Genomic DNA, 14,877 nt, shown 5'->3' on the forward strand with positions numbered 1-14,877 from the left:
TGTCTCTATTCCTTGACCTGATTCCTTTAAGTACTTCTGCTTTCTTACTTCTAACTTTTACCCTTGCTTTATGGCCCGCGACTATTATGAAATTTTGGGTGTCTCTCGTGACGCCGACAAAGAAGAAATTAAACAGGCTTATCGCCGCCAAGCCCGGAAGTATCACCCAGATGTGAACAAAGAACCTGGTGCTGAAGAACGGTTCAAGGAAATCAACCGCGCTTATGAAGTGCTGTCTGAGCCAGAAACCCGCGAGCGTTATAACCGTTTTGGTGAAGCTGGTGTATCTGGTGCTGCTGCTGGCGCTGGCTTCCAAGATATGGGGGATATGGGCGGTTTTGCTGATATCTTTGAAAGCATATTCAGTGGCTTTGCTGGCGGAATGGGTAGTCCAACCCAGCAGCAAAGACGACGTAGTGGACCTGTGCGGGGTGATGATCTACGTCTAGACCTGAAGTTAGATTTTCGGGAAGCGGTATTTGGTGGCGAAAAAGAAATTCGGATTTCTCATCTAGAAACTTGTGAAGTTTGTAGCGGTTCTGGTGCTAAACCAGGAACTCGTCCCCGAACTTGTGCAACTTGTGCTGGTTCTGGTCAAGTCAGACGTGTGACGAGAACGCCTTTTGGCAGCTTTACCCAAGTCTCTACTTGTCCCACTTGCAATGGAACGGGAACAGTAGTTGAAGATAAATGTGATGCTTGCGACGGTAAAGGCGCAAATCAGGTCACGAAAAAATTGAAAATTACTATTCCAGCTGGGGTAGATAATGGTACCCGTTTGCGGATCTCCCAAGAAGGTGATGCTGGCCAACGCGGAGGCCCACCTGGAGATTTGTATGTCTATTTGTTTGTCAATGAAGATGAGGAATTCCAGCGCGATGGAATTAATGTTATTTCGGAAATTAAACTCAGCTATTTGCAAGCAATTTTAGGCTGCCGTTTGGAGGTGAATACTGTGGATGGACTTGTGGAGTTAATGATTCCCCCAGGAACTCAGCCCAATACGGTAATGAAGCTGGAAAATCGCGGTGTTCCTCGTTTGGGAAATCCTGTGAGTCGGGGAGATCATATGCTAACAGTGTCAATTGATATTCCCAATAAGATTACCCCAGAAGAGAGAGAACTACTGGAGAAACTAGCTAAAATTAAGGGAGATAGGACTGGTAAAGGTGGTCAAGGTTTTTTGGGAAATTTATTTAAGTAATGAGTGTATCTTCCCTGTTAACTCCTGATGCTCAACTGGATTTGCGCGGTACTCCTTGTCCGATTAATTTTGTGCGGACAAAACTCCGTTTGGAGCAAATGCCAGATGGTGGTTTGTTGGAAGTCTGGTTAGATGCTGGAGAACCTATTGAACAAGTTCCTGATAGCCTCACAATGGCAGGTTTTCAAGTAGAAACTATTACAGATTGTTCTGGCTATTTTTCTCTGTTAGTACGCCGTCCTGTAGTTGCCGAATGAAGGGTGAAACTGTTGCTAATGGACATTTATGGGGTACGGTGTTAGCTGTACAGGCTAATTTTTATCGGGTACAGATGGATGAGGAAGCAGGGGTGCAGGGGTGCAGAGGAGCAGAGGAGAATTACCGAGTCCCCAATCCCCAGTCTCCAATACCCAGCCCCCAATACCTCCTCTGTACACGCAGAACACGCCTGAAAAAAATTGGTCAACAGGTGATGGTGGGCGATCGCGTTATTGTAGAAGAACCTGATTGGTCTGGGGGACGGGGAGCTATTGGTGATGTTCTCCCCCGACATAGTGAGTTAGACAGACCAGCGATCGCTAATGTTAACCAAATTCTACTGGTATTTGCGGTAGCTGATCCGCCTTTAGAACCTGTCCAATTGAGTAGATTTTTAATTAAAGCTGAGTCTACAGGCGTTGATGTGCTGCTGTGTTTGAATAAATGTGATCTAATTTCCCCCCTTGAAAAACAGCAAATTAGCGATCGCTTACTGGCTTGGGGTTATCAACCACTTTTTATCAGTGTTCAAAACCAAATTAATATTGACCACATAGCAAATTATTTAAACAATAAAATTACTGTGATTGCTGGGCCTTCCGGTGTGGGAAAATCAAGCTTGATTAATGGACTAATTCCCGATATCAACCTGCGCGTGGGAGAAGTTTCTGGGAAATTAGCCCGTGGTCGCCATACCACCCGTCATGTAGAATTATTTGAAATGCCCAGTGGTGGTTTACTGGCTGATACTCCCGGTTTTAATCAACCTGATTTGGATTGTAGCCCAGAAGAATTAATTTACTATTTCCCAGAAGCCAGAAAACAATTAGAAATTGCTAGTTGTCGGTTTAGTGATTGTACCCATCGAGATGAGCCGGATTGTGCTGTGGGTAAGGACTGGGAACGATATACACATTATTTAGAATTTTTAGGGGATGCGATCGCACGTCAAACCCATCTTAAACAGCAAGCTGATCCCGAATCTAGTCTGAAGTTAAAATCCAAAGGCAAAGGTCAGAGTCAGTACGAGCCAAAGCTAGAAAGTAAAAAATATCGCCGCATTTCCCGCAAAACTCAATTACAAGACTTACAGGAGTTATATCGAGAAAGTGAGGAATAGGGGATTGGTAATGGGTAATGGGTAATTGGTGATTCTTCTCCTGACTCCTGACTCCTGACTTCTAGCCCTAACGAAAAGACTTATTCAGCGACCCCTACTTAATTTTTTATTCCCTTAACTCCTGCAAAAATGATCGCAATAAAGTCTTAAAATATTGTTAATTTCAGCCGAATCTCCCGACCTTCAATTTACAGAAACACACACAATTATTATGGCTATAGGCTACGTCGCACTCGTACTTCATGCACACTTACCCTTCGTTCGTCACCCAGAAAGTGAGTACGTGCTGGAAGAAGAATGGCTCTATGAAGCCATCACTGAAACATATATCCCCTTATTGAAAGTATTTGAAGGCTTAAAGCGAGACGGGATCGACTTTAAAATCACCATGAGTATGACACCTCCCCTCGTGTCAATGCTACGTGATCCGCTGCTACAAGAACGCTACGACGCACATTTATCTCAATTAGAAGAATTAATAGAACTAGAAGCCGAGCGCAATGTCCAAAACGGTCATCTTCGTTATTTAGCTGAACATTACGCGACTGAGTTCAACGAAGCGCGTGAATTATGGGAACGCTATAACGGTGATTTAGTCACAGCTTTTAAAGGATTCCAAGATACTAATAACCTAGAAATTATCACCTGCGGTGCTACTCACGGCTATTTACCGCTGATGAAAATGTATCCCCAAGCTGTATGGGCGCAAATTCAAGTAGCTTGTGAACATTACGAAGAAACTTTTGGCAAAGCACCCAGAGGTATTTGGTTGCCAGAATGCGCCTACTACGAAGGTTTAGACCGAATGTTAGCGGACGCAGGTTTGCGTTATTTCCTCACTGATGGACATGGTATTTTATACGCTCGTCCCCGTCCCCGCTTCGGTACTTATGCGCCAATTTTCACCGAACCTGGTGTAGCAGCCTTTGGTCGAGATCATGAATCGTCTCAACAGGTATGGTCTTCTGAAGTTGGTTATCCTGGTGCAGCCGAATATCGGGAATTTTACAAAGATTTGGGCTGGGAAGCTGAATATGAGTATATTAAGCCTTACATCATGCCCAATGGTCAGAGAAAAAATACAGGTATTAAGTATCATAAAATTACAGGGCGTGGCTTAGGTCTTTCTGATAAAGCACTCTATGATCCTTATTGGGCAAAGGAAAAAGCCGCAGATCACGCCGCTAATTTCATGTATAACCGTGAACGTCAATCTGAGCATTTACACGGTATCATGGGTCGCCCGCCAATTATTGTTTCACCTTATGATGCAGAGTTATTTGGTCATTGGTGGTATGAAGGCCCTTGGTTTATTGATTACCTGTTCCGTAAGTCTTGGTATGACCAAGGAACTTATGAAATGACCCATTTAGCTGATTATTTGCGGGCTAATCCCACTCAACAAGTTTGTCGTCCTGCTCAGTCGAGTTGGGGTTATAAAGGGTTTCATGAGTATTGGTTAAATGAGACAAATGCCTGGGTTTACCCACATTTACACAAAGCTGCGGAACGGATGATTGAAATATCCACCTTGGAACCAGAGGATGAGTTGCAGTGGAAAGCTTTAAACCAAGCAGCACGGGAGTTATTATTAGCGCAATCTTCAGACTGGGCGTTTATTATGCGGACAGGAACAATGGTTCCTTATGCGGTGAGAAGAACGCGATCGCATTTAATGCGGTTTAATAAACTGTATGAAGATGTGAAAGTCGGTAAAATCGATAGCGGTTGGTTGGAAAAAGTAGAGTTAATGGATAATATTTTCCCCAATATTAACTATCGCTCTTATCGTCCAATGTAGTTAACGCAGTTTAATACAGCGCAGCAAAGAAATAAGTAAGTATTTTAAATACTGACAGCAAAACCCCCAGCACTATGACTGGGGGTTAATTTTGTAGACATTTTATTAGAGCGGCCTTTACCACTATTGAGGTAAAGTACGGCTTGCATAAGCATCCATTACATAAGCAGGAGTGCGATTACTATAGTCTATTTCTATGCCAGTAATAGACTGGGCTAACTGCTCAAAAGACTCAGAACGCCAGTTACGTTCATGAATTGGCTTGGTTTGCTCACCCATAAAATAAGCCAGAGAACCTACAACTGAAGCTGCTACCCAACCTACAACAATTAGCGCAATTAATATAGTCATTTTGGAACCTCGTGTTTTAACTTATGTTGCTTTATGTAAATAAATATAACGAATATAAACAAAATTTGCAAACTGTCCATAAGGTGTGCTAACCGATAAGGTGGGTGAGGTATTCCACACTGTCATCATTAGGATTTACGCATAACACAACGAAAGTGGCGGTAATACCGCAACGGGCAAGCAAGCTACATGAATTACCGCTACGGCACATCTTGTGTGAGTCCTGATCATTTCAAGGTGTGATAAAAATCCACTAAAAACAAAAAATACATTTTATAAAACGTTGATAGAAGTTAAAACTGTTAACTCACTACAAATAAACTTAGTCCTTGATAGTACTAGTATAAAAAAATACTTTATCTGTAGATTCAAACCTGGATCTGTTTTTACTTTAGAAACAATAAGTAAATTCTGTGACAGAATTAGTATAAGATTTCCCAACCCTATCTTTTTCTCTTTAGTTATCATCTTCCCAATCAAGCAAACCCAAAACTAGCCCCTTGTCCCTTGTAGAAATAGGTTAACTCACAAATATTGTTCAATAAGACATAAATGAAACTTTGGCAGCCCAATCAACATCTAAATAATGGTAGATTTATTATCCAAAGAGTGATGCGTAGCGGTGGCTTTGGAGTCACTTATAGCATCAGAGAAAAGGCTACATCTAAATTATTTGTTTTGAAAGCTCTCAATTATATTCAACAAAATAAAGTAGATTTTAAACAACTACAGGTAAAGTTTGTCAATGAAGCAGTTCGGTTAGCAAGATGTTCTCATCCTCATATTGTCAAAGTCTATGAAGTGATCCAAGAAGATGGACTTTGGTGCATGATTATGGAATATATAGATGGAGAAGATTTAGCAGAATATATTAATGATAATGGAGTGTTAGCAGAAGAAGAAGCACTACTATATATTGACCAAATTGCACAAGCTTTAGAATATATTCATCACCAAGGATTTTTACATCGAGATATCAAACCTAGTAATATCTTATTACGTCGAGGAAAATTGGAAGTAGTGTTAATAGATTTTGGGTTGGCAAGAGAGTATAGCAGCGGTCAAATCAAAAGTATGACTAATGATAGAACCGATGGTTATGCACCAATTGAACAATATCAAAAAAGAGGCAATTTTGGTGCTTATACCGATGTTTATGCTTTGGCTGCTACCCTCTATACTTTACTAACTAAAAAAGTACCTATACCTGCTGAATATAGAAACAAAAATAATACTTTACCACCACCAAAACAATTTAATTCGCAAATTAGCGATAGAGTAAATAATGCGATTCTTCGGGGAATGGCTTTGGAACCAGAAAATCGTCCCCAGTCGGTATTTGAATTTAGAGAATTACTAGGTCTAGCTAGTATGTTACCCTCTCAAGAAATAGAGGAAAAACTAATTTCAGTAGTGGGAATGGACTACACTCGACTACGGGAATTACTTGCGTCTGGAAAGTGGAAAGAAGCAGATGAAGAAACAACACGAGTCATGTTAGCCGTAGTAGGAAGAGAAAATGAAGGTTGGTTAAGTGAAAAAGATATTTATAATTTCCCTTGTCAAGATATTCGTACTCTTGACCAATTATGGGTAAAATATAGTAATGGCAGATTTGGTTTCTCTGTGCAAAGGCGTATTTATCAAAGTCTGCGAGGCACTAGAAAATTTCACCAAGAAGTTTGGGATGCTATTGGTGATAAAGTGGGTTGGAAGAAAGATAAAAAATGGATGTATTATGATGATTTGACATTTGATATTACAGCACCAGAAGCTCATTTACCAAGTGGAATTTTTTGGTTTGATTCATGGTGGGGTCGCTATGGGTGGTTTTTATTAGATGGAGTAGAAAGGCGGTTTTATTATTTAGTGGCGCGAGTGATTAAGTGCAATATATAGCAATTCTATTGGATTTATGTTCACGTAGTGTGCCGGAGGCATCACGGAATTTTGAAACCGTATCCCTGACGGGAGGCGTATGACTCCTACGTCGTCACGCAAGCTATAGCCATACCGCAGAGAAGCAGATAACACAGAGGAAGATAAAAAATGGTGTTCACATCTTATTCAAGATAATCTAAATTTAATTGATAAATCAAGGATTCTGTGCCGTAATTTATGATTAATCAACAATAGTTTCTTTGGTATGAGAAATATTGATAGATTGCAACATTCTTTCCCGTTTTTTACGGGCAATTTCTTGTAAATCAACTGTTTTGTCAGTCTCATCTACAATTTCACCAGTTATTACCTCTAGCACATCCTCTAAAGTAATAACACCAGCTACACACCCATATTCATCAACTACTACTGCAAGATGTTCACGGGCTTCTATAAAGTTTTTCAGAAGTTTATCAGCCCGGATTATTTCAGGAACAAAGCGGACATTGCGACATAAATCTGCAATTTTTTGGTCATTACTACCTTCAATCATCGCTGTTAGTAAGCTTTGTTTGAGAGCAAATCCCATAACTTGATCAATAGATTCATCAATAACAATAATTCGCGTATGTTGAGAAGCAATAATATCGGTTTTAGACTCAGCAAGAGTTAAATTACCACGTATATAGGTCAGCATGATTTGGGGTGTCATTAAATCTGAAGCTGTCACATCATTTAATCTAAATACCCTCTGAATCATTTCTGCTTCTTCACTTTGAATAATTCCTTCTTGTTGACCAATCCTTGCTAACAGTTTTATTTCTGCTTCATTTGTTGTCGGTCTTTTTCTCCCTCTAGAAAAGGGTGCAGTGACATTTTCTAGAATCCAAACTAAAGGTGTAAAAGCAATCGAAAGTCCAGTGATAGGTATAGCTGTAAGTATGGCTATTTGTTCAGAATATCTCTCTCCAATTGTCTTTGGAATAATTTCTCCAAATATGATAATCAAAAATGTTAGTATTCCTGAGAATACACCAAGCCAATTATCTCCTAATACTTGAGTCGCAATATTACCTGTAATAATACTACCAATAATATTGAAAGTATTATTGAGAATAACAATAGTAGCAATAGGTCGATTCATGTTTTCACGAATCGCCAGAAGTGCAACTGCGGCTGGATTTTTTGATTGAGCTAATTGTCTAACTCTCAACGTTGAAACAGAAAACAGCGCTGTTTCTATACTAGAACAAAGCGCTGAACCTACAATAATAATGAATATAGTAATTATAAGTTTTAACATATAGTTTCCCAAGTATGGGAAGATGGGATTTAGATGAGCTAATAACCTGAATAAGTTAATTTACACTTTAATGATTATAGCGTTAAGTTCAGATTTGACTAGTTCGCAGTATATCTAATATTAGTAGGGTAAGTTAAATACTGACCTGACATGAAACTACACCCTGTGATTCCAAGACTGCCGCAATTTGTAAAATTAGAACTTCATTATCAGGTGCTGCTATTAATTGTACACCTAAAGGCAGAGAATTTTGGTTTTGAATGGGTACTGATAAAACCGGTAAACCAATAAAAGATAATGGTTGAGTGAATAATCCTAAATGAGGACGGACAAGAATTTCTTCACTATCTAAAATCATGGTTTGCTGACCAATTAACGGGCTTGTAATCGGTGTAGTGGGGGCAATGATTATATCTAAATTTTGAAATATTTCTCGGATTTGATCTCGATACCATCTTCTAAAACGCTGTGCTTGAATATACCAAGAGCCGGGAATTAATGCACCAGCTAAAAAGCGATCGCGTGTGGCAACATCAAAGTCCTGCGGACGGGATTTTAATTTCTCTAAATGCAGATTTGCACCTTCACAAGCTGTAATTACAAAGGCCGCAGCACGAGCAATGTCTGCTTCTGGTATGTTTACATATTGGGTGATATTCAACGCTTTAGCCACCTTTTGTACTGCTGCTAAAGCTTCCGGTGTGGAATTTTGGGTAAAATAATCATCTGCGATCGCAATTCTAAGATGAGAAATATCATTATTAATTTGCAATAAACTCCTTTCAGCAGGGCGTTTCGTACAAATTGGATCTTTTCCATCCTCACCTTGCAGAACATCGAATATTGTCGCAATATCTCTAACTGAAGTCGCAAAATGGCCAATATGGTCTAAACTGCTAGAGAATAATTTTACACCCGCACGAGATAACCTGCCATACGTCGGTTTAAAACCAAACACACCACACAAAGCCGCAGGAACACGAATAGAACCATTCGTATCCGAACCCAAGGTCAAAGGAACCAAACCCCCAGCAACCGCAGCAGCAGAACCACCGGAAGAACCCCCAGCCACCCGTTGTAAATCATGGGGATTGTGAGTAGTACCATAATGGGCATTTTCTGTCACAAACCCATAAGCATATTCGTCCATATTTAACGCACCAACCAACACTGCACCAGATTTTTTTAACCTAGTAATAGCGGTTGCATCTTCAGTAGCTGGAGGATTTTCAGCGTTAATTTTTGAACCGGCTAAAGTTGTTAAACCAGCAATATCAAATAAATTTTTAACTGCAAATGGTACACCACATAAAACACCAATATTTTTACCTTCAGCAATATTTTTATCAATATTTTCTGCATCTTTTAAAGCTGTTGTTGCGGTAATAGTTGTAAAACAATTTAATTGGTTATTCCTAGCAGCAATTCTTGCTAACGCTGCTTGAGTAACTTCTACTGCGCTAACTTTACCTGATAAAACATTTTCAGCTATAGATACAGCATCATTCATGGTTCAAACGTGGGTGCAATTTCAATCTCTTCTCCTAAAGGAAAATTATTGACAATTTCTGCTATTGATTTGATTCTCTCAAAATTCACTACCACGTCATCTCGATATTCATCTTTTATCTGCAAGTTTAGTAACAACGACATTTGTTCTACATACTCATTTACATCAATTTGTTGATTTCCCATTTTATTTTTACATCTTTGCTTGTTGCTATTTCTGCCGTTCGGCGATGTGAAGGATGGTTGTTATGCTGCATTATTCCAAATCAATAATATGATTTAGAGTAAGTCATATTTTTAGAAATCTGTGGCAAATTTTCTAATGTTAATGGTTCATCCAATTCATCAGAATAAAATTCTATGTATACTTCATCGGCTTGTTTACCTAAAGGTGATATAGATATCTGAACCTTCAGTTTTCCTGTCTGCCAGTTTTTATTACCCCTAATTAGTAACTGACAATCTTTAAAAAACTGAAATTGAATGTTACTTATGTCTATAACTTCTTCTCCAACTTGAACAGTTTTAAATAATTGTATAATTGATCCCTGAGACTGTTGTTCAGAATTACAAGTTTGTAGCATTAAATTTTCTCGAATTTCTCGGATCACTAACTCCTTAAATCTACTTATTTTAAATATATCTTTTCCTAAAGATAGGATGTCATCACCACAATTCAAAGGAATGTATTTATTATTCATGTTGATTCTAATCATGTAGATTGATTTTTTTGGCAAAAAATTACACCTATTAAGCGCTCTTAGAGAATATTTTTCAAGTTTCAATATCAACCTAAACCACCGTTTTTAAGGAGGATTTTAACTCCAGTTTCCCTCTTTTTAAAAGGCTAGGGTGATCTAATATTTTTGACACATCACCAAATAGTTTTAAAACATCCTCTTAAAAACCATATAGTTGTCATCATAGCCCGCTTTACATACTCCCTTTCTACCGTAAGATTACTTATCTTCTTTTTTATTTGCCTTCCCCCCTGCGGGAAGTACTTGGATTTTATACATCTTTCCTTACGGAACGCTTCGCGGTAAGCGAAGCTATGCCGAAGGCTTTATGCGGTTTATTTAATCAGTATTTGTGCATTTGACATTGCAAATAAACCTTTCAAAATGCAGATATATGAGAAGACAGACATAGGCTAGGCGCACACAAACCAGGAAAATCTAATGTTTGCACGGTTAGCGTTTTTAAATTGACACGACGGATGGCATGATTATTGGTATCACTGATATATAGATATGAATCTATGCCACTTAGTCCTGAAGGTTCTGAAAATCGGGTATTCTTACCTTGTCCGTCTTGAAACCCAGGTAAACCATCTCCTAAAACAGTTTGACAATTCCCTGTGGTGGGATGCACCAATTTAATTTTGTGGTTGTAAGTATCTGCTACCCACAGATAATTTTGGAAATATTCCACACCTAAACAGTGCTGCAACCTGACATCTAGCTTTTCTCCATCCATATCACCAAAGCCAAATAACATACCACTGCCGCAAATAGTTCGCACTTTACCCTGTTCGTCGAGTTCTACTCCTCGAATTGAACTAACTTCACTGTCAGCAATAAATAATTCCTGACCATTGGTGGTAATGCCGCTAGGTTGAGCAAAGGCACATTCTGTCAATGTGCTATCGAAACAACCTTCTGCACCTGTACCAGCAAAGGTTTCAATCGTACCTCGTTCTAAATCCATTTCCCAAATTTGATGTGATCCTGCCATTGCAATCAACAATTTATTGCCTACTTTTTGTAAATCCCAAGGGGAATTTAGGGCTGTTTCGAGTGCAACACCTCCGTGAGGACTAATAATATGGTTTTGCTGGCCAGTTCCTGCAATAGTCTCTACCACTTGCCGCTGTAAGTCAATTTGTCGTAAGGCATAATTTTCTGTGTCAGCAATGTAAAGAATTTGACTTTCATCATCAAATGTCATCCCCTGGGGTGCAGAAAACTGTACTTGATTAAAAGCACCATCAGTTAGTCCAGATTTTCCTGTACCAATCACATACAGAATTTTACCATCAAAGCGGGTCATGACGATACGATGATGTCCAGAATCAGCAATAAACAAACCTGATGATGTAGCTAAGACTTTACCCGGAAACGCTAGGGGTGTAATTAATGGTTGATGTTGTTTTTCTAAAGTGAATTGAAATTGTTGAAAATTGATGTGAGCCTGATTTTTCTGCTGAAGTTGAATAATTACGTTTTCAATGGCTTGAAGATGCCCTTCTCCAGCAAATTGCCCAATAACGTATCCTTGCGGGTCAATAATAATTAAAGTAGGCCAAGCTCTGACAGTATAATTTTCCCAAACAAGAAAATTATTATCAACTAAAACTGGGTGTTCAATTTCATAACGCAGAATAGCTTGACGGATGCTTTCAATTTCCTTTTCGTTGTCGAATTTTCCAGAGTGAACGCCAATAATAGTTAGGCTATCTTGATATTTGCGCTCTAAATATTTCAAGTCTGGTAATATGTGCAGACAGTTAACACAACAGTATGTCCAAAAGTCTAAAATGACGATTCTACCTTTGAGTGATTTTAGAGATAAGGGTTTAACTGTATTTAACCAAGGGTAATTTTGCGGTAGTTCTGGTGATCTTACACGAGGAATCATAGTACGTTGAGATTGTATATTTTAGATCGACGGTTTTGATAAAACTCGAAAAAATCAATACAAGTAATTTATCTCTTTGGGTACAGGAAGCCAAAACCCAAGCAAAACAGGGAAGTGTGATTGATCGTATCCCTCTTTTAGCTGTAGCTGACCCTAATTGCTTTGCGGTTCACATCTGCTGTCAGTCAGGAGAAAATTATAGTTTAGGGGATACAGCTTGTGTATTTCCTTTGATGAGTGTAATTAAGGTATTCTCTCTATTATATTTGCTAAAACTTTTTGAAGCTAACAAGGTATTTCAATGGGTTGGAATTAAACCTTCAGCAGCTCCTTTTAATTCTTTTGAACAATTAGTTGCTGATAATGGACATCCCCGCAACCCGATGATTAATAGTGGTGCTATTACCTTATCTGATAAACTGCCTGGTGAGGATGCAAATAATCGCGCATATTTATTTTGTGAATGGCTTAATGAAGTAGCAGGTTGTCAACTATATGTAGATTTGGAAATGTTGGCTTCAGTTCGTGTTACTCGTTCACCTGCAAATATAGCGATCGCACATCATCTGAATCAAAATGGATATATTGAAAATATTGAAACTGCCCTTGACACCTATGAACAAATATGCTGTATTTCTGGACGAGTGCAGGATTTAGCTTTATTAGGAAAATTATTAGCTTGTGAAAACAGTTGGATAAATTCTGAAAACCGCCGCATCGTTAACGCTGTGATGCTAACCTGCGGATTATATGAAGCTTCTGCTGAGTATGCCGTCAAAATTGGTTTACCGATGAAATCAGGTATTGGCGGAGGGTTATTAGCGATCGCACCAAATCAAGGAGCGATCGCTTGTTACAGTCCTGCTCTAGATCGTATAGGCAATCCTGTTGCAGGGCTGGCATTCATCGAAGCTTTATCCCAAAATTTAAGCTTAAAATAACCGCTTAATCGGCTTAATTCCGTTTTTTCGGAAGTTGATTTTTCTTTTTATGGTTATTCCGCCGGAGTGGGTGTCACTTTCGGCTGTGGTGGTAGAACTTCAATTTTGGGAACAGGTGTTTTTTCTACCCGTGGTTGGGAACTTCAGGAACTTCAATTTCTGGAATCGGTGTTTTTTCTACCTGTGGTTGGGGAACTTCAGGAACTTCAATTTCTGGAATCGGTGTTTTTTCTACCTGTGGTTGAGGAACTTCAGGAACTTCAATTTCTGGAATCGGTGTTTTTTCTACCTGTGGTTGAGGAACTTCAGGAACTTCAATTTCTGGAATCGGTGTTTTTTCTACCTGTGGTTGAGGAACTTCAGGAACTTCAATTTCTGGAATCGGTGTTTTTTCTACCTGTGGTTGAGGAACTTCGGGAACTTCAATTTCTGGAACAGGTGTTTTTTCTACCTTGGGTTGAGGTGCTGGTGTTTCTTCGACTTTGGGCGTTACGGTAGGAGTAGGTTCAGTAACGGGAATCTTAACTATATAATTCGGGTCTACAATACCGCGCACTTCATCAGCAGTAATTTCCCCTCTTATCATTCTCGAAAGCGTATCTTTCCCATTAGATTGGTAATTAAATAGCCTAACTGTGCTACTAAAGACATTTTTTACAGGATTGCCCTGATTGTCGAGAAATTCCAGTTGTACCCAGTTCTTACCAGGTTTGAAGCCTTTGAGGTACACTGATTGCCAGCGATCGAGAATAAAGCTTTCATCATTAATTGTGCAGCGAATACGCCAATCGCTCATTGAGTCTTCAAGATTCTCCTCAGAAACAATATGCAAAGGCGCGTTAGTTAGGTAAAAATCCAACATAATTGGTTCTGCACCATAACTACCATTAGGACGACTGTAGGTGAGAAGGGGTAGATTAGGGTCAGGATTGTTATCGTCGGTTTTAGTAAAAAGGTGAAATGTGGTTTGGGCATAAGCGCCCTCATTTTTAAAGCTTTCATGCCAAGGACGAGATGCAAATACACGTAAGGTATGAGTACCTGCGGACAAGTCTGGCAAAATCAAAGGCTGACTGAGATCGTAAACCGCTATATAAGGTTGGTTATCGAGAATTACGTGCAGATGAGGGCCTAGTTGCCATTTTGGATCTTTAAATATCGGTAGATCCTTCACTTGCAACCGCACAGTAACTGTATTATCTTTGAGAACTTCATTCGGTTGAGGAGTCAGGATTGTTACCTGTGGCTGATAAACTTCCAAGCTAGAACGTAGTTCTTGGATGATATCAGGAGGGGCTGTTTCTGAAAATTGCCGAGAAACTTTAGATATCTGTGATGATCTGTCTTGTTGCTCAAGTGATACTTCTTGGCTTCCAGCTTTTTCGACACAGCTGCTTAAGGTCAAGACTAGCAGCAATGTCATTATCCATTTGAAGATAGGGAAACTCTTAGAGAAGAGTTTCTCTAAAGCCTTCTTTTGCTCAGAGGTCATGCATTCCACCCTAGGATCGTCTTCAACAACTGACAAATCATTGTGACGCAAATTGCGCCTAGTGAAATATAGACCAAAAGATTTAAGTTTGTGGCAAGATGCTCAATATTTTTGAACCATTATCATAAAATATGCAGCAATAGTAATATTTGTGACAGAATTTTCCAATTAAATTAGAGAAACAACGAAAATATGGAGTCAGAACAGTAAGTTTTATGCCTTTATTCACGATTACCCATAAATTTTAAGAATTGTTATAGTTTGTAAATTAAATAGAAAAACTATTGACTTTTTTACAAAAAGTTTGAATATAAAAGGCAGATATGACAATAAAATTGGCAAGTTTGAATTATTGTTAAAATGTCTCTAACAATGTG

General features: G+C 39.0%; 13 protein-coding genes. 6 read left to right on the forward strand and 7 right to left on the reverse strand.

What is annotated here, in order from left to right; translation table 11 throughout:
• Positions 1 to 70 precede the first annotated feature (70 nt).
• From dnaJ to ACOWPH_RS15825, 4 genes are all read left to right on the forward strand, one after another.
• Positions 71 to 1,204 (forward strand): molecular chaperone DnaJ, encoded by a 1,134-nt coding sequence (dnaJ, locus tag ACOWPH_RS15810; protein WP_015216332.1) that lies wholly within the window; start codon positions 71 to 73, stop codon positions 1,202 to 1,204.
• Positions 1,204 to 1,461, forward strand: a complete 258-nt coding sequence (locus ACOWPH_RS15815) for a sulfurtransferase TusA family protein (RefSeq protein ID WP_015216333.1) — start codon at positions 1,204 to 1,206, stop codon at positions 1,459 to 1,461. The genes dnaJ and ACOWPH_RS15815 overlap by 1 nt, the downstream gene beginning before the upstream one ends.
• A complete protein-coding gene (rsgA, locus tag ACOWPH_RS15820; RefSeq protein ID WP_015216334.1) occupies positions 1,458 to 2,582 on the forward strand; it encodes a small ribosomal subunit biogenesis GTPase RsgA in 1,125 nt (374 codons plus the stop codon). Before ACOWPH_RS15815 ends, rsgA begins: the two co-directional genes overlap by 4 nt.
• Positions 2,583 to 2,793: 211 nt before the next feature.
• The gene (locus tag ACOWPH_RS15825) at positions 2,794 to 4,383 is read left to right on the forward strand and encodes a glycoside hydrolase family 57 protein (protein WP_015216335.1); all 1,590 of its coding nucleotides are present in this window, start codon (positions 2,794 to 2,796) and stop codon (positions 4,381 to 4,383) included.
• A gap of 123 nt (positions 4,384 to 4,506) precedes the next feature.
• Here ACOWPH_RS15825 and ACOWPH_RS15830 read toward each other — a convergent pair whose 3' ends face one another.
• Positions 4,507 to 4,734, reverse strand: a complete 228-nt coding sequence (locus ACOWPH_RS15830) for a photosystem II protein, Psb35-related (protein ID WP_015216337.1) — start codon at positions 4,732 to 4,734, stop codon at positions 4,507 to 4,509.
• A gap of 552 nt (positions 4,735 to 5,286) precedes the next feature.
• Between ACOWPH_RS15830 and ACOWPH_RS15835 the strand changes: the two genes are divergently transcribed.
• Entirely contained in the window at positions 5,287 to 6,633 is a 1,347-nt protein-coding gene (locus ACOWPH_RS15835) for a serine/threonine-protein kinase (RefSeq protein WP_015216338.1), read from the forward strand.
• Between the two features lie 223 nt (positions 6,634 to 6,856).
• Here the strand turns inward: ACOWPH_RS15835 and ACOWPH_RS15840 are convergent, their stop codons facing one another.
• The 5 genes from ACOWPH_RS15840 to ACOWPH_RS15860 all read right to left on the reverse strand — a co-directional run bounded on the left by ACOWPH_RS15840 (position 6,857) and on the right by ACOWPH_RS15860 (position 12,067).
• Positions 6,857 to 7,918, reverse strand: a complete 1,062-nt coding sequence (locus tag ACOWPH_RS15840; protein WP_015216339.1) for a hemolysin family protein — start codon at positions 7,916 to 7,918, stop codon at positions 6,857 to 6,859.
• Positions 7,919 to 8,051: 133 nt separating this feature from the next.
• Positions 8,052 to 9,428 carry an Asp-tRNA(Asn)/Glu-tRNA(Gln) amidotransferase GatCAB subunit A gene (locus ACOWPH_RS15845; protein ID WP_015216340.1) on the reverse strand — a complete coding sequence of 459 codons (1,377 nt, stop codon included), beginning with the start codon at positions 9,426 to 9,428 and terminating at the stop codon, positions 8,052 to 8,054.
• Positions 9,425 to 9,613, reverse strand: coding sequence for a DUF4089 domain-containing protein (locus ACOWPH_RS15850; RefSeq protein ID WP_015216341.1), 189 nt, complete (start codon positions 9,611 to 9,613; stop codon positions 9,425 to 9,427). The genes ACOWPH_RS15845 and ACOWPH_RS15850 overlap by 4 nt, the downstream gene beginning before the upstream one ends.
• Before the next feature lie 80 nt (positions 9,614 to 9,693).
• The gene (locus tag ACOWPH_RS15855; protein ID WP_015216342.1) at positions 9,694 to 10,128 is read right to left on the reverse strand and encodes a KGK domain-containing protein; all 435 of its coding nucleotides are present in this window, start codon (positions 10,126 to 10,128) and stop codon (positions 9,694 to 9,696) included.
• Positions 10,129 to 10,546: 418 nt separating this feature from the next.
• A complete protein-coding gene (locus ACOWPH_RS15860; protein ID WP_015216343.1) occupies positions 10,547 to 12,067 on the reverse strand; it encodes a thioredoxin-like domain-containing protein in 1,521 nt (506 codons plus the stop codon).
• 35 nt (positions 12,068 to 12,102) lie between these two features.
• On the opposite strand from ACOWPH_RS15860, the gene ACOWPH_RS15865 reads away from it, so the two are divergent.
• Positions 12,103 to 13,008 carry a glutaminase gene (locus tag ACOWPH_RS15865; RefSeq protein WP_015216344.1) on the forward strand — a complete coding sequence of 302 codons (906 nt, stop codon included), beginning with the start codon at positions 12,103 to 12,105 and terminating at the stop codon, positions 13,006 to 13,008.
• Positions 13,009 to 13,132: 124 nt separating this feature from the next.
• On the opposite strand, the gene ACOWPH_RS15870 is transcribed toward ACOWPH_RS15865, so the two are convergent.
• The gene (locus tag ACOWPH_RS15870; protein WP_342342677.1) at positions 13,133 to 14,500 is read right to left on the reverse strand and encodes a hypothetical protein; all 1,368 of its coding nucleotides are present in this window, start codon (positions 14,498 to 14,500) and stop codon (positions 13,133 to 13,135) included.
• Positions 14,501 to 14,877 lie beyond the last annotated feature (377 nt).

The organism is Anabaena sp. PCC 7938, from assembly GCF_049315035.1.
GTDB lineage: Bacteria > Cyanobacteriota > Cyanobacteriia > Cyanobacteriales > Nostocaceae > Anabaena > Anabaena cylindrica.